Below are 20,749 nucleotides of genomic sequence, written 5' to 3' on the forward strand. Positions count from 1 at the left end.
CCGGTCACCCCGGCCGGCAGCCGCCGCCCGCCGCACGCGGACCGCGCGCCGCGCGGGGGTGCGGCTCCGGCCCGGCCGGTCGCCGGCGGCTGACGCCCGTCGTACGTGTGGGGGCCCCGACCTTGCCCGCTTGCCCGGTCGGGGCCCCCACACGTACGACGGGGTTCCGCGGCGCTCTCAGCCGGTCCAGCAGCGTCTGACGACGCCGCCGTCGACCTCGAAGTTGATCCGGCCGGCCTGGAACTCCATGGTGACGACCGTGCCCGGCGCGAGGGCCCGGACGGTGGACCAGCCGCGCTCCCGGGCCCGCTGTTCGGCGGGCTCGGCGGCGAGCCCCACGTAGGCGCCGGTAGCGTCGTCGGGCTGGGCGGGAGGAGTCGGTAGGGGTGCCATACCTCTCACCGTAGGCGCCCGTGCACCGCACCGGTAGCCGGGGCCGCGCCGGGGCGCACGGCATCCTCACGTTCCTCACCGGTCACACTTTTGTCACAGGATCACGACACGTCTTCCGTTCGACCGCCTTCACCCGAACGTGCGATTCACAACCGGACGCACAGTAATCACACAGCCTCGCAAACGATCATCACAGAGGGCCGTAAAAGGCGGTGGCACGAGGGCGGATATACGCCTCGCGACGAGGCCGAATTCCCCGCCGGATAACGTCAAGCAAAGGCGGGCGTCGCCCGTCATTCGCTCTCCCTTATCGCGCCCTTATCCCGCGGGAACGATATCCACACCATCGGACAGGCCGGCCCGCACACGCGGGACCGTATAGCGGACAACCCGCTCCCCCGTTTTCCGGCGCCCGAGCGGGTACCGGTCGCGCCCGGGCGGATGTGCCCGGCCCCGGCCCCGGCCCCGGACCGCACCTCTCCCCCCGCCTCCCCGCCCCGCCCCGCCGAACAGGCCCGCGCGGGCGGCTTTTTCCCGCTTTGTCGGCTGATCCCCTCCCGCTCCGCTCGACCCGGTTCGATTCCGTTCGCCTTCCCGCGTGACCCCGGCAGCGGCTCACCCGTTGTCATCTCATGAGCCGGGAACCGCCCGGCGCACGCACCGAGTTCGAGGAGCCACCCGTGCCGCGCATGCTCGACGTCAGCGAGGACGTACGCGCCGAGATCGGCGACGCCGAAGCCGACCGGCTGCTCGTCGGCGACAACGCCCCGGGCAGTTACGACTGCACCTCCTGCCGCACCCCCGGCGACTCCGAGCAGGAGCGCACCAGCACGGTGCTGTTCGTCGGCGACGAGACCGCGGTCCTCGCCTTCGCGCACGCCAGCTGCATCCCCTCGCAGGTCGTCCAGGTCGCCGAGGAGCAGCTTCAGGGGGCCGTCCGCAGCATCACCGGCGGCGAGCAGGCGGAACCGGCCCGGATCAGCCCCCAGCAGGCCGTCCTCGGGATCACCAGCGGCCTCGTCCTGATCGACGACGAGCTGCACCCCGCCCTGGTGGTCGAGCCGACCGGGGCGATCGCCCGTCCCGGCACGGACGGCAGCGACGGCGACCAGTTCCTCCAGCTGCTCCTGGAACAGGGCTTCCACCCGGTCAACCGCATGGACCAGGCGCCCGAGGTGCTGCACGGCTGGTCGATCCTGCTCGCCATGGGCCAGCTGCACGCCGTGCTCCAGCCGGGTACGGGGGGCGGTGCCCCGGTGGCCTGGTGGCAGGCGCACGCGCCCCTCCAGGTCACCGAGGGCTGGCGGACCGCTGTCAACAAGTCGCAGACCGTGCTGGTCTACGCCGCTCCGGCGGGCTCGATCGGCCAGCAGCCCCGCGAGGACCTGCTGCGCGACGCGCTGGAGAAGGCCTCGGCCGACGGGCTGCTGGTCGCCGCGGCCATGCCGCTGGCCGGGACCTGACCGTGCCCGCGCATCCGGCGCACCGCAGGGGAACAGCTGTTTCCCCGACGGGTGTTTCTCCGGCGGGCCCGCATCCGACGGCCGACGGGGTCGTTGGCACCTACGTGCACTCATACGACCCCTCCCACCAGCGTCCGAGCCCGATCCCTGCCATGCGTCCCTCGCAGGACCCATCGGGCGGCCCGTCCCAGACCCCGATCTACGACGCGCTGTACTCCGAGTACCGCCGGTCGTTCCGGGCGCTGCCGGGCGACCGGACCGGCGAGGAGAGTCTGGATCTCCAGGCCTTCGCCACCGGCCTCTTCGGCTCGCGCGCCCCGCTGCGCGGGCACTCGGGCCACTCCGCGCCCGGCGGTGCGGTCACGACCGGCGCGGGTTCCGCGGGGGGCGACCACAGCGGCGCGGGCGCACGCTCCGGTGGTCTCGGCAGCTGGCAGCGGGTGGGACGGCACGCGGGGCGCGGCCGGCCCGCGGCGCTGCCGCCGGGCTCGCGGGACGCCTGACCGCCCGCACGACGCAGCCCCGGACCGCTCGGTGACCGAGCGGTCCGGGGCTGCGTCGTGCGCGTACGCGGGGCCGGGCCCCCGGCGGCGCGTACGCGGGCCGGGCCCCCGGCGGTGTCCCGCCCCTACTTCTTGCGGCCGCGCTTCTCGCGGACCCGCACCGAGATGTGGATCGGGGTGCCCTCGAAGCCGAACTCCTCGCGCAGGCGGCGCTCCACGAAGCGCCGGTAGCCGTGCTCCAGGAAGCCGGAGGCGAAGAGCACGAAGCGCGGCGGCTTGGTGCCCGCCTGGGTGCCGAAGAGGATGCGGGGCTGCTTGCCGCCGCGGACCGGGTGCGGGTGGGCGGCGACGATCTCGCCGAGGAAGGCGTTCAGCCGGCCCGTCGGAACCCGGGTCTCCCAGCCGTCGAGCGCGGTCTCGATCGCCGGGACCAGCTTCTCCATGTGGCGGCCGGTGAGGGCCGAGACGTTGACCCGCGGGGCCCACTCGACCTGCGCGAGCTCCGTCTCGATCTCGCGCTCCAGGTAGTAGCGGCGCTCCTCGTCCAGTGTGTCCCACTTGTTGAAGGCGAGCACGACGGCGCGGCCCGCCTCCACGGCCATGGTGACGATGCGCTGGTCCTGGACGCTGATCGACTCGCTGGCGTCGATCAGGATCACCGCGACCTCCGCCTTCTCCAGGGCGGCGGCCGTACGCAGCGAGGCGTAGTAGTCGGCGCCCTCCTGGAGGTGGACCCGGCGCCGGATACCGGCCGTGTCGATGAACTTCCAGGTGACACCGCCGAGCTCGATCAGCTCGTCCACCGGGTCGCGGGTGGTGCCCGCCAACTCGTTGACGACGACGCGGTCCTCGTTCGCCACCTTGTTCAGCAGGGAGGACTTGCCGACGTTCGGGCGGCCGATGAGCGCGATGCGCCGGGGGCCGCCGACGGCCGTGCCGAAGGTCTGGGCGGGCGCCTCGGGGAGGGCCTCCAGCACGGCGTCCAGCATGTCGCCGGTGCCGCGGCCGTGCAGCGAGGAAACCGGGTGCGGCTGGCCGAGGCCGAGCGACCACAGCGCGGTGGCGTCGGCCTCGCCGCTCTGTCCGTCGACCTTGTTGGCGCACAGCACGACGGGCTTGCCGGCCCGGCGCAGCAGCTTGACGACGGCCTCGTCGGTGTCGGTGGCGCCGACGGTGGAGTCGACCACGAAGACGACCGCGTCGGCCGTCTCGATCGCGTACTCGGCCTGGGCTGCGACGGAGGCGTCCAGACCGAGGACGTCCTGCTCCCAGCCGCCGGTGTCGACGACCTTGAAGCGGCGTCCGGCCCACTCGGCCTCGTAGGTGACGCGGTCGCGGGTGACGCCCGGCTTGTCCTGGACGACGGCCTCGCGGCGGCCGATGATCCGGTTCACGAGGGTCGACTTGCCGACGTTGGGGCGGCCGACGACGGCGAGGACGGGAAGCGGTCCGTGACCGGCCTCACCGATCGCACCCTCGACGTCCTCGGGGTCGAACCCCTCCTGCGCGGCGAGCTCCATGAACTCCGCGTACTCGGCATCGCCAAGCTCTCCGTGCTCGTGGTCCGAGCCGCCGGAGTGAATCTGGTCGTTCATGAAGTCCGTTCCTCTTTGCATCATCATCGATGGACCACGCAGCGCGCGCTCCACTACTCAAGTCTTACCCGGTGCGCCCGGTGAGGCGCCCGGCGTGCTCCAGGTGGCCGGTCAGCCGGGCCCGGATGCGCAGCGTGGCCTCGTCGAGCGCCTTACGCGTACGCCTGCCGCTGCCGTCGCCCGCCTGGAAGGCTTCGCCGAAGACGACGTCCACCCGGCTGCGCAGCGGCGGTAGTGCCGATATCAACCGTCCGCGGCGCTCGGTGCTTCCCAGTACGGCCACGGGCACGATCGGCGCGCCGCTGCGCACCGCGAAGTACGCGAGCCCGGCGCGCAGCGAGGCGAAGTCTCCGTCGCCCCGGGTGCCCTCGGGGAAGATCCCGAGCACCCCGCCGTCCTCCAGCACGCCGAGCGCGTGGGTGATGGCGGTGCGGTCGGCGGTCGTACGGTCCACCTTCAGCTGCCCGATTCCGCGCAGGAACGGGTCCAGGGGGCCGACGAACGCCTCTTTCTTGATCAGGAAGTGGACGGGCCGGGGCGCGGTGCCCATCAGCATCGGCCCGTCGATGTTGTGCGAGTGGTTCACCGCGAGTATGACGGGTCCGGAGGCGGGGACCCGCCAGGCGCCGAGGACACGGGGCCTGAAGAGGCCGTACATCAGTCCGATCCCGATGCCGCGCCCGACCGCCGCTCCGCGCGGCGAGGGCACGCCCGTGGCGTCGGTCACTTCGCGGCCCGCTTCTCCCCGACGAGGGTGACGACGCACTCGATGACCTGCTGGAGCGTCAGCTCGGTGGTGTCCACCTCGACCGCGTCGTCCGCCTTGGCGAGCGGCGAGGTCTTGCGGCCGGAGTCGGCGGCGTCCCGCTTGATCAGCGCCTCCTTGGTGGCGGCGAGATCGGAGCCCTTGACCTCGCCGCTGCGGCGGGCGGCGCGGGCCTCCGGCGACGCGGTGAGGAAGATCTTGAGGTCGGCGTCGGGCAGCACGGTGGTGCCGATGTCGCGGCCCTCGACCACGATGCCCTTCTCCGCGCCCGCGGCGATGGTGCGCTGGAGCTCCGTGATCCGGGTGCGCACCTCGGGGACGGCGCTGACGGCGCTGACCTTGGAGGTGACCTCCTGGGTGCGGATCGGGCCGGAGGCGTCCTCGCCGTCGACGGTGATCGTCGGGGCGGCGGGGTCGGTGCCGGAGACGATGACCGGCTTGGCGGCGGCGGTCGCCACCTGGGCGGCGTCCTGCACGTCGATGCCGTTGTTCAGCATCCACCAGGTGATGGCGCGGTACTGGGCGCCGGTGTCCAGGTAGCTCAGGCCGAGCTGGGCGGCGACGGCCTTGGAGGTGCTGGACTTGCCGGTGCCGGAGGGGCCGTCGATGGCGACGATCACCGCGGCCGGGGCGGTCCGGACGGCGGCGCTTACGGTTTCCACGGTGGTGGACACCTTCCTGGTGCTCGGGGCGGGCTGGACGGGACGCGTGAACCCGCCCCGCACAAGGTTACCGAGTACCGGGACGGGTCCGACCACCCCTGTGGACAACTGTGCGACGGGGCTACTGCCGGATCGACCAGCCCCGCTCGCTGAGGGCGGCGGCGAGGGCGGGGGCGGCGCTGGGTTCGACCATGAGCTGGACGAGGCCCGCCTGCTGGCCGGTGGCGTGCTCGATGCGCACGTCCTCGATGTTGGTCCCGGACCGTCCCGCGTCGGCGAAGATCGCGGCCAGTTCGCCGGGGCGGTCGCTGATGAGGACGGCCACGACCTCGTACGCGGCGGGGCCGGCGCCGTGCTTGCCGGGCACCCGGACCCGGCCCGCGTTGCCCCGGCGCAGGACGTCCTGGATGCCCTCGGTGCCCGCGCGCCGCTTGTCCTCGTCGGCGGACTGGAGCCCGCGCAGCGCGGCGACGGTCTCGTCCAGGTCGGCGGCGACCCCGGCGAGGACGTCGGCGACGGGTCCGGGATTGGCGGACAGGATCTCGACCCACATCCGGGGGTCGGACGCCGCGATGCGGGTGACGTCCCGGATGCCCTGGCCGCACAGGCGCACGGCGGTCTCGTCGGCGTCCTCCAGCCGGGCGGCGACCATGGACGAGATCAGCTGCGGGGTGTGGGAGACGAGGGCGACGGCCCGGTCGTGGGCGTCGGCGTCCATGACGACCGGGACGGCACGGCAGAGCGCGATCAGTTCGAGCGCGAGGTTGAGCACCTCGGTGTCGGTGTCCGGGGTCGGGGTGAGGACCCAGGGGCGGCCCTCGAAGAGGTCGGCGGTGGCGGCGAGCGGCCCGGAGCGCTCCTTGCCGGCCATGGGGTGGGTGCCGATGTACGGGGCGAGGTCGGCCCCCATCGCCTCCAGTTCGCGGCGCGGGCCGCCCTTGACGCTGGCGACGTCGAGGTAGCCGCGGGCGACGCCGTCCCGCATCGCTGCGGCGAGCACGGTCGCGGTGTGGGCGGGCGGTACGGCGACGATCGCCAGGTCGACGGGGCCCTCGGCGGGCTCGTCCGTACCGGCGCCGAGCGCGGCGGCGGTCCTGGCCGACTCGGGGTCGTGGTCGGCGAGGTGGACCGCGATGCCGCGGCTCGCCAGGGCGAGGGCCGCGGAGGTACCGACGAGGCCGGTTCCGATGACGACGGCGGTCCTCACTGGGCGATGTCCTTGCGCAGGGCGGCGGTGGCGCCGAGGTAGACGTGGTTGATCTCGGCCTTGGACAGGTACGTCTCGACGTGGGCGAGGATGCGGACCACCCGGGGCATGGCGCCCTGGATGTCGAGTTCCTGGGCGCAGATCAGCGGCACGTCGACGATGCCGATGGCGCGTGCGGCGGCGGCCGGGAAGTCGCTGTGCAGGTCGGGGGTGGCCGTGAACCAGATGCTGATCAGGTCGTCCGCGACGAAGTCGTTCCGTTCCAGGACGGCGGTGAGCAGCGCGCTGACCTGCTCGTCCATGTGTCCGGCCTCGTCCCGCTCCAGCTGGACAGCCCCGCGGACCGCTCGTACCGCCACGTTCGTGCTCCTTGCTCGTCCTACCGCTTCGTGCGCTTGTGCTTCAGCGTAGAGGGGCCGCGGGGTCCCCCGCCGGGCCGCTCTGTCCGTGAGACGCGGCCGGCGGCCCTCGCGTACCCTCCCCCGCATGAACACCCCCGCCGACGAGGACCTGGTGCGCGGCCACACCGTGTACTCCTGTGTGATGGGATCGCGCGCCTTCGGTCTCGCGACGGAGGACAGCGACACCGACCGGCGTGGCGTGTACCTGGCTCCGACCCCGCTGTTCTGGCGCTTCGACAAGCCGCCCGCCCATGTCGAGGGCCCGGCCGACGAGCAGTTCTCCTGGGAGCTGGAGCGCTTCTGCGAGCTGGCTCTGCGGGCCAACCCCAATGCGCTGGAGTGCCTGCACTCGCCCCTGGTCGAGCGGATCGACGCGACCGGCCGGGAACTCGTCTCCCTGCGCGGGGCGTTCCTCTCCCGCCGCGCCCAGGAGACGTTCGTACGCTACGCGCTGGGCCAGCGCCGCAAGCTGGAGGCGGACGTCCGCCAGTACGGGGCCCCGCGCTGGAAGCACGCCATGCACCTGCTGCGGCTGCTGGCCAGCAGCCGCGACCTCCTGCGCACCGGCGAGCTCACGATCGAGGTGGGCCCGGCCCGCGAGGACCTGCTCGCGGTCAAGCGGGGCGAGGTGCCCTGGCCCGAGGTGGAACGCCGCATGACCCGCCTGGCCACCCAGAACGACGAGGCGGCCGCCACCACCCCCCTCCCACCCGAACCGGACCGCCCCCGCGTCCAGGACTTCCTGATCCGCGCCCGCCGCGCGTCGGCCCTGGCGGCGGACGGGGGGACGTCAGCCGGCTGAGGCCGCGCCGAGCCGGGCGCGCACCACCAGGTCGTGGAGCGCGTCGAAGCCGCCGGGCCGGTCCGGGAGCGCCGACGACTCCTGCGCCGCGCCGAGGACCCGGTGCAGCGACTCGACGTCCCGGGCCACCGCCGCCTTCTCGACCCCGTCCGCGCCCCGGTGCTCCGCCTCGGCCTTGGCCGCGATCAGACCGGGGAGGTAGGCGGGCGTCGGCACATGGGTGAGGAGCGTCGGCAGATGGGCCAGCACCTCGCCGCTGCGCATCAGGTGGATGCCGGTGAGCAGCGCCCGGAAGGTGTAGAGCAGCGGCTTGAGCTCGCCGGTCCGCTCGAAGAGCCGCCACTGGGTGTTGGCGAAACCCCGGTAATGGTGGGCGTGGTTGCGGGTGAGGACGTCCGGTGCGAGGGAGATCAGTTCGGTGTGCAGCGCGGTCGTGTGCACGACCAGCGGCGAGAGCAACTGCTCCAGCACATAGCCGTTGGGCTTCAGCATCAGCCGGACGAACTTGCGCAGATCATGGGTGACGAGGTCCATCTCCACCCCGTCCCGGTCCCACATCCGCGAGCTGGTCTCCTCGGGCTCATGGAGCCCGAGGAGGTCCTCGGCGGGCAGCAGATGGACCCCGCGCAGGTCCACGTCCGAGTCCCGGGACGGGAACCCGTACAGATGGGCCCCGGAGACCGTGGCGAACGGCAGCGGGTGGCGTTCCCCGGCGAGGACCGGGCCGAGGTCGGTGACCGGCAGACCGGCCTCATGGAGGAGTGTGGCGTGCGAAGGCATGGCTCAAGCGTCCCAGAGGGCCCCGAGCGACAGCAGGTCGCTCCGGTACTCGATCCGCTCCGACCACGCGTCGGGCCATGCCTCGGCCCCCAGGTGCGCGCCGGCCAGCGCGCCGGTCAGGCAGGCGATCGAGTCCGAGTCGCCCCGGGTGCAGGCGGCCCGGCGCAGGGCGGTGACGGGTTCGCCGGGGAAGAGCAGGAAGCAGTGCAGGGCCGTGGCAAGGGCCTCCTCGGCGATCCAGCCGTCCCCGGTCCGCTCGCACGGGTCGGTCTCCGGCGACGGGTCGCGCAGGGCGTCCTGGACGGTGGCCAGCGCGGCCAGGCACTCGTCCCAGCCCCGGCTGATGAACGCTTCGGGCGAGGCGTCGTGGGTGTAGCGCCACAGGTCGCCGAGCCACCGGGTGAGGTAGCGGTCACGGTTCTCGTACGCGTAGGAGCGCAACCGGCCTATCAGGCCGCGTGGTTCGGCGCCGTGGGCGAGCAGGAACACCGCGTGGGCCATCAGGTCGGAGGCGGCCAGGGCCGTCGGATGGCCGTGGGTGAGGGCGGCCTGGAGCTGGGCGGCTCCGGAGCGCTGTTCGTCGCTGAGGCCGGGGACGAGGCCGATGGGCGCGACGCGCATATTGGCGCCGCAGCCCTTGGAGCCGGTTTGGCTCGCCTCCTGCCAGACACGGTCGCCGTCGAGCAGTTCGCAGGCTTCCAGGCAGGTGCGGCCGGGGGCGCGGTTGTTGTCGGGCGAGTGGTACCAGGCGACGAACTCGGCGCGCACCGGGTCCACCAGCCGCTCCGGGGTGAGCAGCCCGCTGTCCATGGCGGTGCGGATGCCGCGGCCCAGCGCGAGGGTCATCTGCGTGTCGTCGGTGACGAAGGCGGGTTCCGGCAGCTCCATCCCGCGCCAGGGCCCGCACTTGGCGAGGATCGACGGCACGTCGTTGAACTCGGTCGGGAAACCGAGTGCGTCGCCGAGCGCGAGCCCGGTCAGCGCGCCGGTGGCCGCCCTCGGTGTGCGGGTCGTGGTCATGTGTTCCGTCCTTCGGGTCGCAGCAGCGGGGGGTGCAGGGCGGTGGCGTCGCCCGCCCGGTAGAGGGCGGCCGGCTTCCCGCGTCCGCCGGTCCGGCGTGGCGCCCCTTCGGCGGGCTGGACGAAGCCGGGGGTGGCGAGGACCTTGCGGCGGAAGTTGGGCCGGTCCAGCTCGACGCCCCAGACCGTCTCGTACACCTGCTGGAGCTCGCCCAGGGTGAAGGCGGGCGGGCAGAAGGCGGTGGCCAGGCAGCTGTATTCGAGCTTGGCCCCGATGCGGTCGCGGGCGTCGGTGAGGATGCGGTCGTGGTCGAAGGCGAGGGGGCCGGTCCGGCCGGTGTCCCACCACCGGGCGCCCGCCGCGTCGCCGCCGCCGCGCGGTTCGGGCAGGTCGGGGACGAGCGCGGTGTAGGCGACGGAGACGACGCGCATCCGGGGGTCGCGGTCCGGGTCGCTGTAGGTGCGCAGCTGTTCCAGGTGGAGGCCCGAGACGGTGTCGCCGCTCAGCCCGGTCTCCTCGGCCAGTTCCCGGCGGGCGGCGACGCCGGCGGACTCGCGGGGCAGGACGAAGCCGCCGGGCAGCGCCCAGTGGCCCTTGTACGGTTCCTCGCCGCGTTCGACGAGCAGGACGTGCAGCCGGGAGTCGCGGACCGTGAAGACGGCCAGGTCGACGGTGACGGCGAACGGTTCGAAGGCGTGCGGATCGTAGCCCTCGGGGGCGGCGGCGCTCACCGGTGCTCCGGGAGGGGCGCGGCGAAGTCCCAGCCCTCGGCGAGCAGTGCGTCGACGGCCTCGACGGCGCGGGCCAGGCGTTCCTCGCGGCTGCCGGTCAGCTCGATGAACGGCCTTCCGGTACGGGTGAGTTCGGCGCGGAACCGGTCGGTCATCCAGGGCCGCAGCTCCTCGCCGTCGCGCAGCCCGTCGTCCTCGAAGGCGACGCCCTCGTGGTCGGTGAGCAGCCACAGGTGGTGGCGGGCCCGGTCCGCGATCCGTTCGACCAGGGGGTTGCGGCCGCCGACGTACCGCTCGTGCCAGACGGTCGTGGCGAAGGAGTCGGTGTCGCAGACCAGCACCGGGGAACCGGCTCCGGCCGCCTCCTCCTCGCGGGCGTTCTGGACCTCGGCGATCAGCGGGAAGTCGTGGGTGGTGAAGGTGACGTCCTCCCACTGGGCGCGGGGCCACCGGGCCCGCAGCGCGGCCAGCTTCTCTTCGCTGAACTCGCGCCCGTACTCGGCCACGTAACCGGTGCGCGCCCAGACCCCGCCGCGTCGCCGGTAGTGGGCGGCCAGCGCGCGGGCCAGCGTGGTCGTGCCGGTGGACTCGGCGCCCAGGACGACGACGCGGCGGGCGAGCGCCGCCCGGACCGGCGCTTCGAGGAAGTCCCAGCAGCCGGCCGGGTCCGCGCGGACGGCTGTGCCGGAGACCGGGTGGGCGGTGCGGTCCGGGTCGACGCAGACGGACTCGGCGCCGAAGCGGCGGGCCAGCTCGTCCCCGTACGACTCCGAGGTGAAGACGGCGTCCACCCGCTCGGGCACCGCCCCGGTGAAGACCGCCATGTGGGCGTCCCAGATCGCCGGGTCGTGGAGATCCATGCGGGTGTCGTCCATGGCCCCGACCACCGTCACGTCCGGGTGCGCCTCCCGCATCCAGGCGACCCGGTCAGCGAGCGGTACGGACTCCACCGAGGCGGCGCAGACCAGTACGGTCAGCCGCTCGCAGCGGGCCCGGGCGGCGCGGACGAGGTGGTGGTGGCCGGCGTGCGGCGGGTAGAACTTGCCGAGCACGAGTCCGTGCGGGAAGCGTTTCATGCCAGGGCCTTCGCGGGTCGCGGGGTGGGGGCGGCGAGGTCGCGCCGCCAGTTGCGCAGGCCGATCAGGCACAGCGTCAGGAAGCCGACGTACAGCAGCGAGGTCAGGTAGAGCTCCTTGTACGCGTACAGCGGGATGTACACGATGTCGGCGGCGATCCACAGCCACCACGACTCGACCAGCTTGCGGCACTGCCCGTAGGTCGCCGCCAGCGACAGCGCGGTGGTCAGGGCGTCCCAGAACGGAACCGTCGAGTCGGTCGCCCGGTCGAGCAGGACGGTAAGCGCGACGGTCCCCACCGCCCCCGCCGCGAGCAGCCCGGTCCACTCGGTGCGCGTCGTGCGCCGCACCGGCAGCCCGTCCGTCCCTGGTCCACCCCCGTGGGTCCAGGTCCACCAGCCGTACGCGGCGAGGGCGATGAAGACGATCTGGAGTCCGGCGTCGGCGTACAGGCCGGACTGGGTGAACAGCAGGATGAAGAAGAGGTTGTTGGCGATGCCGATCGGCCAGTTGGCGAGGTGCTGGCGGGCCACGAGCCAGACGCACAGCGCCCCGCTGCCGAAACCCAGCACCTCGGTCCAGCTGACCGGGGTGTCCAGGACCGTCACCAGGGGTCGCTGCAGGGGATCGAGTATGTCCGCGAGACTCACGCCCGCCTCCTAAATAGTCACTGTGACTATAAAGGGTCACCCGGGCATGCGAAAGGCCCGCGGCCGGTTCCCTTCCGAAAATCCGGAGATCCGGAGATCCGGAGATCCGGAGATCCGGAGTGGGGGAACCGGCCGCGGGCCGTGGACGAGGGGCGGTGCGGCTACAGGCCGACCTCGCGCATCAGCATGCCGACCTCGGTGTTGGTGAGCCGGCGCAGCCAGCCCGACTTCTGGTCGCCCAGCGCGATCGGCCCGAAGCCCGTCCGTACGAGCCGGTCGACGGGGAAGCCCGCCTCGGCCAGCATCCGGCGGACGATGTGCTTGCGGCCCTCGTGCAGGGTCACCTCGACCAGGTAGTTCTTGCCGGTGTTCTCCACGACGCGGAAGTGGTCGGCGCGGGCGTACCCGTCCTCCAGCTGGATGCCGTCCTTGAGCCGCTTGCCCAGGTCGCGCGGGAGCGGGCCCTGGATGGCGGCCAGGTACGTCTTCTTCACGCCGTACCTGGGGTGGGTGAGACGGTGGGCCAGCTCACCGTGGTTGGTGAGCATGATGATGCCCTCGGTCTCGGTGTCGAGACGGCCCACGTGGAACAGCCGCGTCTCGCGGTTGGTGACGTAGTCGCCGAGGCACTGGCGGCCGTCCGGGTCCTCCATCGAGGCGACGACACCGGCCGGCTTGTTCAGCGCGAAGAACAGGTAGGACTGGGTGGCGACGGTCAGCCCGTCGACCTTGATCTCGTCCTTGTGCACGTCGACGCGCATGCCCTGCTCGATGACGATCTCGCCGTTCACCTCGACCCTGGCCTGGTCGATCAGCTCCTCGCAGGCGCGGCGCGAGCCCATGCCGGCGCGGGCGAGGACCTTCTGCAGCCGCTCGCCCTCCTGCTCGGCGCCCGGGTGCGTCTTCGGCGTGCTGATCTCGGGCTTGTTGGCGTACCGGTCGCGGTTGCGCTGCTCGATCTTGGCGTCCAGCTCGCGCGGGCGGGCCGGGGCGCCGTACGGGCCCCGCCGGGCGCCGCCCTTCGAGCCGCCCTGTGCGCTCCTCGGGCCGCCCTTGGCGCCGCCGCGGGCCGCCGCGCCGCGCCCCTTGCGGGCACCGCCCTCGCCGCCGCCGGGCTTGTCGGAGCCCACGTCGTAGCGCCGCTCCTCGGGCCGGGGCCGGCGGGGCCGCTCCTCCTGCCGCTGGTCGTCGCGCTCGGAGCGGGGAGCCCGCGGGTTCGGGTTGCTGTTCCTCCCGGTGCCGCTGTTGTTCCTGCCGCCGCTCCGGCCCCCGCCGCTGCCGCTCCGGCCGCCGCTACCGCTGTTCCTGCCGCTGCTTCGCATCAAAAGTCCGTCTTGTCGTCTGCGTGAGTATCCGGGGTGTCCGGTGCGTCCGGATCGAACGACGGCACACCCTCTGGCATCTCGGCCTCGATCGCGTCCGCCTCGGGGAGGAAGGGCGCGAGCTCCGGGAGCTCATCCAGGCCACGCAGGCCCATCCGCTCCAGAAAGTAGTTCGTCGTCCTGTACAGGATCGCACCTGTTTCGGGTTCCGTGCCCGCCTCCTCCACGAGGCCCCTCTGCAGCAGGGTCCGCATGACCCCGTCGCAGTTCACCCCGCGCACCGCCGAGACCCGCGACCGGCTCACCGGCCGGCGGTACGCGACGACCGCGAGGGTCTCCAGCGCGGCCTGGGTCAGCCGGGCGTGCTGGCCGTCCAGGACGAAGCCCTCGACGGCCGCCGCGTACTCGGGCCGGGTGTAGAACCGCCAGCCGCCCGCGACCAGCCGGAGGTCGAAGCCGCGGCGCTGCACGGTGTACTCGTCGGCCAGCTCCCGCAGTGCGGCGGCGACGGCCCGCCGGGGCCGCTCCAGCACCTTGGCGAGGTGTTCCTCGGTGGCGGGCTCGTCCACGACCATGAGGACGGCCTCCAGCGCGGGCTTGAGGTCGAGACCGGCGACGGCGGAGCCGGTGGGGTCCTGCTCACTCATGGCGTCACATCCTGCGGGGCTTCCGGCACGTCCTGTGCCTCATGGGTTTCCTGTGCCTCGTGGGCCTCCAGCACGTCCGGCGCCGCGTGGGCTTCGTGTGCGGAGTGGGCCTCGTGGGCTTCCCGGGCCTCGTGAGCTTCCCGGGCCTCCTGGTCGAACTCGTCCGTCACGGTGGGCTCGGCCCCCGCCTCCCCCGCCCAGCGCACCATGAGCGCGCCGAGCGCCACGTCCTGGTCCAGGGCGACGGCCTTCTCCCGGTAGAGCTCCAGCAGGGCGAGGAAGCGGGCGACGACGGTGAGGGTGTCCGGTGCGTCCTCGGTCAGCGTCCGGAAGCTGATCTCCCCCGCCTCGCGCACCCGCGCCACCACGATCCCCGCCTGCTCGCGCACGCTGACCAGCGGAGCATGGATGTGGTCGACGTAGACCTGCGGCCGGGGCTTCGGCTGCATCGCCTTCACGGCCAGCCTGGCGAAGCCCTCCGCCCCGATGCTGATGACGACGTCCGGCAGCAGCTCGGCGTGGTGCGGTTCGAGACCGACGGTACGGGGAAAGCGGCGGCCCTCCGCTTCGAGGCGGTCGCTGAAGATGTCGGCGACCCGCTTGTACGCGCGGTACTGGAGGAGCCGCGCGAAGAGCAGGTCCCGGGCCTCCAGGAGCGCGAGGTCCGCCTCGTCCTCCACCTCGGCCGCCGGCAGCAGACGGGCGGCCTTCAGATCGAGCAGGGTCGCGGCGACGACCAGGAACTCGGTCGTCTGGTCCAGGTCCCAGTCCGGGCCCATCGCCCGGATGTGGGCCATGAACTCGTCGGTGACCTTCGAGAGTGCGACCTCGGTCACGTCCAGCTTGTGCTTGGAGATCAGCTGGAGCAGCAGGTCGAAGGGCCCCTCGAAGTTCGCCAGCCGCACGGTGAAACGGCCGTCCTCGGGGGCGGGGGCTCCCCCGGACGCCTCGGGGACCTCCTGGGCCACAAGCGCCTCCTGGGCAACAGGCGCCTCGTAGGCCACAAGCGCCTCCTGGGCAACAGGCGCCTCATCGGGCACCGGAGCCTCGTAAGGCGTCTCCACGGGCGCGGCCCCCGCTCCCGGCCCGCGGCCCAGGGGGCGGCGGGCGGTACGGGCGGGCTCGTCGGGTGTCGGCATGGAGATCCAGGGTGCGGCGGGAACGGGCGGCGGCGGCCCGTACGGGAGGGGCCGGACCGCTCGGCCGGCGGCGGCCCTCCCGGGCAGGCTACCGGCGCCGTATCGGTCAGCGGCCGCGCAGCCGCCGTACGAGGATGCTCGCGTCGCCGCGCGACTCCAGGTCCGCCAGGACGACGGCGACCGCCTCGCGGACGATCCGCCCGCGGTCGACGGCGAGGCCGTGCTCGCCGCGCAGGACGAGCCGCGCGTGTTCGAGGTCCATCAGCTCCTCGGCGGAGACGTAGACCGTGATCTTCTCGTCGTGGCGCTCCCGGCCGCTGGGCCTGCGGTTCGCCCCGCGTCCGCCGCCGCGTCTGCGCTGCTGCTGCACGACGGGGGCCGGGACCGGCTCCTGCCCGGCGGGCTGCGGGCGGCGCCCGGCCCGGGCGGCGACCGCGACCGGGTCGTTCTCGGCGCCCCGGGTGCGCGAGTCGCCCGCGTCGGCGGCGGCCGAGGAGTGCTCCTGGCGCGCGGCCGCGGCGGACTCCGGGGTGGCATCGCCCGGCGTCTCGGTCCCGGGGTCGTTCTCACCGGCCGGAGCCGGCACCCGGGCCTCGCCGTTCGCCTTGCGCCTCCGCTCCGCGGGCGACGAGGACTGCAGCCCCATCCCCCCGGTCGTACGGAACAGTTCGTCGGCCCCGGGCAGACTCACTCGGCGTGACACCGGGCGAGCACCTCCCTGGCGAGCTGGCGATAGGCCGCGGCACCGACCGAGTTGGACGCGTACGTGGTGATGGGCTCACCGGCGACCGTGGTCTCCGGGAAGCGGACCGTGCGCCCGATGACCGTGTGGTAGACGTGGTCGTCGAAGGCCTCGACGACGCGCGCCAGGACCTCACGGCTGTGCACCGTACGGGAGTCGTACATGGTGGCGAGGATGCCGTCGAGCTCCAGCTCGGGGTTGAGCCGTTCCTGGACCTTCTCGATGGTCTCCGTGAGCAGCGCCACACCGCGCAGCGCGAAGAACTCGCACTCGAGCGGCACTATCACCTTGTGCGCGGCGGTCAGCGCGTTCACGGTGAGCAGGCCGAGCGAGGGCTGACAGTCGATCACGATGTAGTCGTAGTCGGCCATCAGCGGCTTCAGTGCGCGCTGGAGCGTGGACTCGCGGGCCACCTCGCTGACGAGCTGCACCTCGGCGGCGGAGAGGTCGATGTTGCTGGGGAGCAGGTCCATGTTGGGGACCGCGGTCTTGAGCAGGACCTCGTCGGCCGCCATGCCCCGCTCCATGAGCAGGTTGTAGACGGTGAGGTCGAGCTCCATCGGGTTGACGCCGAGGCCGACCGAGAGGGCGCCCTGCGGGTCGAAGTCGACGAGCAGGACGCGCCGTCCGTACTCCGCGAGTGCCGCGCCCAGGTTGATGGTCGACGTGGTCTTGCCGACGCCGCCCTTCTGGTTGCACATCGCGATGATCTTCGCGGGGCCGTGGTCGGGCAGCGGGCCCGGGATCGGGAAGTAGGGCAGGGGCCGGCCGGTCGGGCCGATCCGCTCGCGGCGCTGCCGTGCGGCGTCGGGCGCGAGGGTGGCCGCGTACTCCGGGTCGGGCTCGTACTCGGCGTCGGGGTCGTAGAAGTGCCCCTGGGGCGATTCGTCGAAGTCGGCGAGGGGGGCGGTGTCCCGGCCACTCTCGTTGCCGGCCATGGCGTTCACGTGTAGGCCGTCCATCATCTGAGGGGCTGTCGTCATGAGCTGGTGGGTGGCGAAGGTGCGGACAGCGACGGAGCCGACAGCCTCCAGCCCGTTCGGGCTCTGGCCCCGTGCAGGCATCCCTGGTTGAACACCCCCGGGAGTAATTGTCGACTCATTCACAAGTCGTCTTACCTCCTTGGACGTGACCAGGAAACTTATCGATAGGTCAGCGTGGCACCATGCCGACGATTGGCGACTCTATGGCGTGTCACCGGTTCGCAGCAACACAATCCGCCGGACCCGGCCCGTTGTGTCGGCAATCGAACGCCCCGCTGTCAAGGGCGCGCAACCCTCCGGGCGCACTTTTCGCGGGTGTACGAAACGGTTAAAGGGTTACGTTCGAGACGAGTCGCTCGGGGGCGCACGAGGGCCCGGCATGCCTCCGGCCGGACCTTGACGGCAAGGTCCGGCCGGACGCGCGGGGTTGACGGAGGTGATTGACCCGTCAGCCGATGAGAGTGCCCAGTTCGACGTGATCGAGGCCGTGCGCCTCGGCCACCTCGCGGTAAACGACCTGTCCGTCATGGGTGTTGAGGCCCTTGGCGAGCGCCGCATCCCGGCGCAGGGCGTCCGCCCAGCCCCGGTTCGCGAGCTCCACGATGTAGGGCAGCGTCGCGTTGGTGAGGGCGTACGTCGAGGTGTTGGGCACCGCGCCGGGCATGTTCGCGACGCAGTAGAAGACCGAGTCGTGGACCATGAAGGTCGGCTCGGCGTGCGTCGTCGGGTGGGAGTCCTCGAAGCAACCACCCTGATCAATTGCAATGTCGACAAGTACACTTCCGGGCTTCATCCTGGCGACGAGCTCGTTGGTGACCAGCTTCGGGGCCTTGGCGCCGGGGATCAGCACGGCACCGACGACGAGGTCCGCCTCGACGACGGCCTTCTCCAGTTCGAAGGCATTGGAGACGACCGTCTGCACCTTGGTGCCGAAGATGCGGTCGGCCTCGCGGAGCTTGTTGATGTCCTTGTCGAGCAGCGTGACGTGGAAGCCGAGACCGACGGCGATCTGGGTCGCGTTCCAGCCGGAGACGCCGCCGCCGATGACGACGGCGCGGCCGGCCGCCGTACCGGGGACGCCGCCGGGCAGCACGCCTCGGCCGCCGGCCGAGCGCATCAGGTGGTAGGCGCCGACCTGCGGGGCCAGCCGCCCCGCGACCTCGGACATCGGGGCGAGCAGCGGCAGGGCGCGGTTCGCCGTCTCGACGGTCTCGTAGGCGATGGCCGTCGTGCCGGACTCCAGCAGCGCGTCCGTACAGGCGCGGGAGGCGGCGAGGTGCAGGTACGTGAAGAGGGTCTGACCCTTGCGGAGGCGGTGGTACTCCTCGGCGACCGGCTCCTTGACCTTGAGCAGCAGGTCGGCGGCGGCCCAGACCTCGTCGGCCGTGGGCAGGATCTCCGCCCCGGCCGCGACGTACTCCTCGTCCGTGATCGAGGAGCCCGCTCCGGCGCTCCGCTCCACGACGACCTGGTGGCCGTGGCGGACCAGCTCATGCACTCCGGCGGGCGTGATCGCCACGCGGAACTCGTTGTTCTTGACTTCGCGGGGAATGCCGACCTTCACGTCGATCACGGTCCTTGGCTCAGAGGGTAATCCGGGCATAGCGACACATTTAAGGGTAGATGCGTCACTAGGGAGACACCGCGAACTGACGCGGTAGAGCCAGTTTAATGAAGGGTTTCCCGCTGTCTAGCCTTACAAAGCATTAACTTTTAGTCGCTGTGCCACGGGTTTCGTAGGTCGCGCTCTCCTCGCCCAGCAATCTGTCGGCCGCCCCCCTGTGCAGCCTGGCGGCCGCCGGGTCGCCGAGACGGTCGAGGGTGTCGGCGAGCCGGAGCTCCAGCGCGGCCTGCAGCCGTACGTCCTTGGCCCGCCGCGCCCACTCCACCGCCTCCCGGCAGGTCTGCAGCGACTCCTGCGGCCGACCCGCGTACTCCTGGACCCGGGCCATCTCGCTGAGCGCCCGCGCCTGGGCGGGCAGGTCACCGAGCCTGCGGTGGCCGGCCGCGGCGGCCCGCCAGTTGCGCAGCGCCTCCCCGTACCGCCCGGCGTAGGTGTGGACGGTGCCGAGGCGCCCGTAGAGCCGCGCCGCGTCGGCCCGCTCGCCCTGGGTGAGGCGCTGGGCGAGCGCCCGGCCGTACCAGTCTGAGGCCCGGTGGTAGTCCCCCAGCTCGGCATGGGCGCCGCCCACGGATTCCATGGCCCGTCCGGTGGCGTACAGGTCCTTCGCCGCACGCCCGGCGTCCAGCGCCTCGCGGTAGCGGGCCAGCGCCTCCCTGGTCCTGCCGGTCCCGGCGTCCAGGTCGGCGAGGTTGAGCAGGGCCGCCGCCCGCTCGCGGGGCAGGTCGCGCCGCTCGGCGACGGCCAGCACCAGCCCGTGCAAGGCGTAGAGATCGGGCGCGGCGGCGTCGGTGCCCTCGTGCACGGCCAGCGCCCGTACCAGCGCGGCCACCAGCCGGCGCGCGAGTGTGTCGAGCTCGCCGTCCTCGACGGCGATCCGGGCGGACGCCAGCAGCGCGGGCCTGCGGACGCGCAGCCAGGCGGCGGCCGCCTCCGGGTTGGGGAAGCGCAGCGAGCGCGGCAGTCCGGCGAGCTTGCGCCGGGACGGGGAGCCCTCGGGGTCGGTGACCGCCCGGCAGGACTGGAGCAGCCGCACGGTGCGCTCCAGCATCCGGGCGCGGGCGAGCTGGATCTCGGCCGGGCGGTCCCGGTCCTCCAGGAGCGCCCGCAGCAGCGCGGCGAGGCAGCCGGGCACCTCGTACTGCGGCTCGTCGGCGCCGTCGCCGCGCAGCAGGCCCAGCGCCACGAAGTCGTCGAGGGTGGTCCGGGCGGCCGAGACGGAGCAGCCGGCCAGCGCGGAGGCGGTGTGGGCGTCGGCGAGCCCGGCGGGGGCGAGGGAGAGCAGACGCAGTATCCGGGCGGCGGTGGGCGGCAGCGAGTCGTGGACGAGGCGGAAGGCGCGGGTCAGCGGGCGGGAGCCGGCGGGCTGCTCGGCGTCGTTCGGCAGTTCGCGCAACCGCCGCCGGGCGTCGGCCACGGAGGCGGTCGGGCGGGCGGCGAGCCAGCCCCCGATCATGACCAGCGCGGCCGGCTGCCCGCCGCACTCCTCGGCCAGCGTCTGGGCGGTCAGCGGGTCGACGGTGATCCTGACCTGGCCGATGGCGCGGCCGAGGAGCTGGACGGCGGAGCCCGCGTCCAGGCCGCCGATGGTGCAGGGCCGGACGCCGGGGATGCCCGTCAGCGGGCCCTCGGAGGTCGCGACGACCAGGCAGCCCGGGTTGTCCGGGAGCAGCGGGTCGACCTGTTCGGCGTCCGGGGCGTCGTCCAGCAGGAGCAGGACCCGGCGTACGGCGAGGGCCTCGCGGACCATCTCGGACAGTTCGTCCGCGTCGGCGCCGGGCGGTCCCGCCACGTCGAGCCCGGCGAGGAGTTCGCGGGCGGCGCGTTCGGTGGGGACGGGGGTGCCGCCGCTCTCGGTGAGCCGGACGCGCAGCAGCCCGTCGGGGTAGTCGCCGGTTTCGAGGAGCCGGCGGGTGAGTTCCTCCGCCAGCGCGGTGCGTCCGGAGCCGGGGCGGCCGGCGATCAGGAGGACCCGGGCGCGGGCGCTCCCGCGACCGGCCATGGTGTCGAGCCCGGCGCGCTCGATGTCGTCGCGCAGTTCCTTCAACTCGCGTTCGCGGCCGAAGAATCGGGCCGGTTCGCAGGCGGCAGGCTCCTCGGTCCCCGCTGCCTCGGCCGGGCCGCTGGTGTCCACCGCCTGATCCGTCACGGGCCACGCTCCACTTCGCTGCACGCGTCGCCCTGCGGGACTCCGGTCAGGGCATTCAGAGCGTAGTTCAGGCGGGTGGTCGAACCGGGTGGAGCGC

General features: G+C 72.9%; 21 protein-coding genes. 3 read left to right on the top strand and 18 right to left on the bottom strand.

Annotated elements, in window-relative coordinates; translation table 11 throughout:
* Positions 1 to 177: 177 nt before the first annotated feature.
* Positions 178 to 393 (bottom strand): I78 family peptidase inhibitor, encoded by a 216-nt coding sequence (locus E6P78_RS28775; protein WP_136206573.1) that lies wholly within the window; start codon positions 391 to 393, stop codon positions 178 to 180.
* Between the two features lie 680 nt (positions 394 to 1,073).
* Here E6P78_RS28775 and E6P78_RS28780 point away from each other — a divergent pair.
* Together E6P78_RS28780 and E6P78_RS28785 are read left to right on the top strand one after the other, a co-directional pair.
* Positions 1,074 to 1,856 carry a hypothetical protein gene (locus E6P78_RS28780; RefSeq protein ID WP_136206574.1) on the top strand — a complete coding sequence of 261 codons (783 nt, stop codon included), beginning with the start codon at positions 1,074 to 1,076 and terminating at the stop codon, positions 1,854 to 1,856.
* A gap of 152 nt (positions 1,857 to 2,008) precedes the next feature.
* Positions 2,009 to 2,359, top strand: a complete 351-nt coding sequence (locus E6P78_RS28785; RefSeq protein ID WP_136206575.1) for a hypothetical protein — start codon at positions 2,009 to 2,011, stop codon at positions 2,357 to 2,359.
* 125 nt (positions 2,360 to 2,484) lie between these two features.
* Here the strand turns inward: E6P78_RS28785 and der are convergent, their stop codons facing one another.
* The 5 genes from der to aroH all read right to left on the bottom strand — a co-directional run bounded on the left by der (position 2,485) and on the right by aroH (position 6,948).
* Entirely contained in the window at positions 2,485 to 3,954 is a 1,470-nt protein-coding gene (gene der, locus E6P78_RS28790) for a ribosome biogenesis GTPase Der (RefSeq protein ID WP_136206576.1), read from the bottom strand.
* Between the two features lie 64 nt (positions 3,955 to 4,018).
* Complete coding sequence (locus E6P78_RS28795; RefSeq protein WP_136206577.1) at positions 4,019 to 4,681, bottom strand: lysophospholipid acyltransferase family protein; 663 nt, start codon at positions 4,679 to 4,681, stop codon at positions 4,019 to 4,021.
* Positions 4,678 to 5,394: a (d)CMP kinase gene (gene cmk, locus E6P78_RS28800; RefSeq protein ID WP_136206578.1), complete on the bottom strand. Its 717-nt coding sequence runs from the start codon at positions 5,392 to 5,394 to the stop codon at positions 4,678 to 4,680. Before cmk ends, E6P78_RS28795 begins: the two co-directional genes overlap by 4 nt.
* 109 nt (positions 5,395 to 5,503) lie before the next feature.
* Positions 5,504 to 6,589 (bottom strand): prephenate dehydrogenase, encoded by a 1,086-nt coding sequence (locus E6P78_RS28805; protein ID WP_136206579.1) that lies wholly within the window; start codon positions 6,587 to 6,589, stop codon positions 5,504 to 5,506.
* Complete coding sequence (aroH, locus tag E6P78_RS28810; RefSeq protein ID WP_136206580.1) at positions 6,586 to 6,948, bottom strand: chorismate mutase; 363 nt, start codon at positions 6,946 to 6,948, stop codon at positions 6,586 to 6,588. Before aroH ends, E6P78_RS28805 begins: the two co-directional genes overlap by 4 nt.
* Before the next feature lie 127 nt (positions 6,949 to 7,075).
* Here aroH and E6P78_RS28815 point away from each other — a divergent pair, with 127 nt between their 5' ends.
* On the top strand, positions 7,076 to 7,792 hold the full coding sequence (locus tag E6P78_RS28815) for a nucleotidyltransferase domain-containing protein (RefSeq protein ID WP_136206581.1): 717 nt from the start codon (positions 7,076 to 7,078) through the stop codon (positions 7,790 to 7,792).
* On the opposite strand, the gene E6P78_RS28820 is transcribed toward E6P78_RS28815, so the two are convergent.
* The 12 genes from E6P78_RS28820 to E6P78_RS28875 form a co-directional block, all read right to left on the bottom strand.
* Complete coding sequence (locus E6P78_RS28820; protein WP_136206582.1) at positions 7,781 to 8,572, bottom strand: nucleotidyltransferase domain-containing protein; 792 nt, start codon at positions 8,570 to 8,572, stop codon at positions 7,781 to 7,783. The two genes, E6P78_RS28815 and E6P78_RS28820, sit on opposite strands and share 12 nt — an antisense overlap.
* Before the next feature lie 3 nt (positions 8,573 to 8,575).
* The gene (locus tag E6P78_RS28825; protein ID WP_136206583.1) at positions 8,576 to 9,592 is read right to left on the bottom strand and encodes an ADP-ribosylglycohydrolase family protein; all 1,017 of its coding nucleotides are present in this window, start codon (positions 9,590 to 9,592) and stop codon (positions 8,576 to 8,578) included.
* A complete protein-coding gene (locus E6P78_RS28830; protein WP_136206584.1) occupies positions 9,589 to 10,323 on the bottom strand; it encodes an NUDIX domain-containing protein in 735 nt (244 codons plus the stop codon). Before E6P78_RS28830 ends, E6P78_RS28825 begins: the two co-directional genes overlap by 4 nt.
* Positions 10,320 to 11,399 (bottom strand): AAA family ATPase, encoded by a 1,080-nt coding sequence (locus E6P78_RS28835; protein ID WP_136206585.1) that lies wholly within the window; start codon positions 11,397 to 11,399, stop codon positions 10,320 to 10,322. Before E6P78_RS28835 ends, E6P78_RS28830 begins: the two co-directional genes overlap by 4 nt.
* Entirely contained in the window at positions 11,396 to 12,049 is a 654-nt protein-coding gene (pnuC, locus tag E6P78_RS28840; RefSeq protein WP_136206586.1) for a nicotinamide riboside transporter PnuC, read from the bottom strand. The genes E6P78_RS28835 and pnuC overlap by 4 nt, the downstream gene beginning before the upstream one ends.
* 161 nt (positions 12,050 to 12,210) lie before the next feature.
* On the bottom strand, positions 12,211 to 13,371 hold the full coding sequence (locus tag E6P78_RS28845) for a pseudouridine synthase (RefSeq protein WP_136206587.1): 1,161 nt from the start codon (positions 13,369 to 13,371) through the stop codon (positions 12,211 to 12,213).
* Positions 13,371 to 14,018 (bottom strand): SMC-Scp complex subunit ScpB, encoded by a 648-nt coding sequence (gene scpB / locus E6P78_RS28850; RefSeq protein WP_136206588.1) that lies wholly within the window; start codon positions 14,016 to 14,018, stop codon positions 13,371 to 13,373. The genes E6P78_RS28845 and scpB overlap by 1 nt, the downstream gene beginning before the upstream one ends.
* Positions 14,015 to 15,157, bottom strand: a complete 1,143-nt coding sequence (locus E6P78_RS28855; RefSeq protein WP_240799407.1) for a ScpA family protein — start codon at positions 15,155 to 15,157, stop codon at positions 14,015 to 14,017. Before E6P78_RS28855 ends, scpB begins: the two co-directional genes overlap by 4 nt.
* 106 nt (positions 15,158 to 15,263) lie before the next feature.
* Complete coding sequence (locus tag E6P78_RS28860; protein WP_136206589.1) at positions 15,264 to 15,848, bottom strand: hypothetical protein; 585 nt, start codon at positions 15,846 to 15,848, stop codon at positions 15,264 to 15,266.
* Positions 15,845 to 16,963: a ParA family protein gene (locus E6P78_RS33930; RefSeq protein WP_136206590.1), complete on the bottom strand. Its 1,119-nt coding sequence runs from the start codon at positions 16,961 to 16,963 to the stop codon at positions 15,845 to 15,847. The genes E6P78_RS28860 and E6P78_RS33930 overlap by 4 nt, the downstream gene beginning before the upstream one ends.
* Before the next feature lie 367 nt (positions 16,964 to 17,330).
* Positions 17,331 to 18,446 (bottom strand): alanine dehydrogenase, encoded by a 1,116-nt coding sequence (ald, locus tag E6P78_RS28870; protein WP_136206606.1) that lies wholly within the window; start codon positions 18,444 to 18,446, stop codon positions 17,331 to 17,333.
* 142 nt (positions 18,447 to 18,588) lie between these two features.
* Positions 18,589 to 20,652, bottom strand: coding sequence for a tetratricopeptide repeat protein (locus tag E6P78_RS28875; RefSeq protein ID WP_136206591.1), 2,064 nt, complete (start codon positions 20,650 to 20,652; stop codon positions 18,589 to 18,591).
* Positions 20,653 to 20,749: the final 97 nt, after the last annotated feature.

Origin of the sequence: Streptomyces sp. A0958, from assembly GCF_004795035.1 — a bacterium.
Taxonomy (GTDB): Bacteria; Actinomycetota; Actinomycetes; order Streptomycetales; family Streptomycetaceae; genus Streptomyces.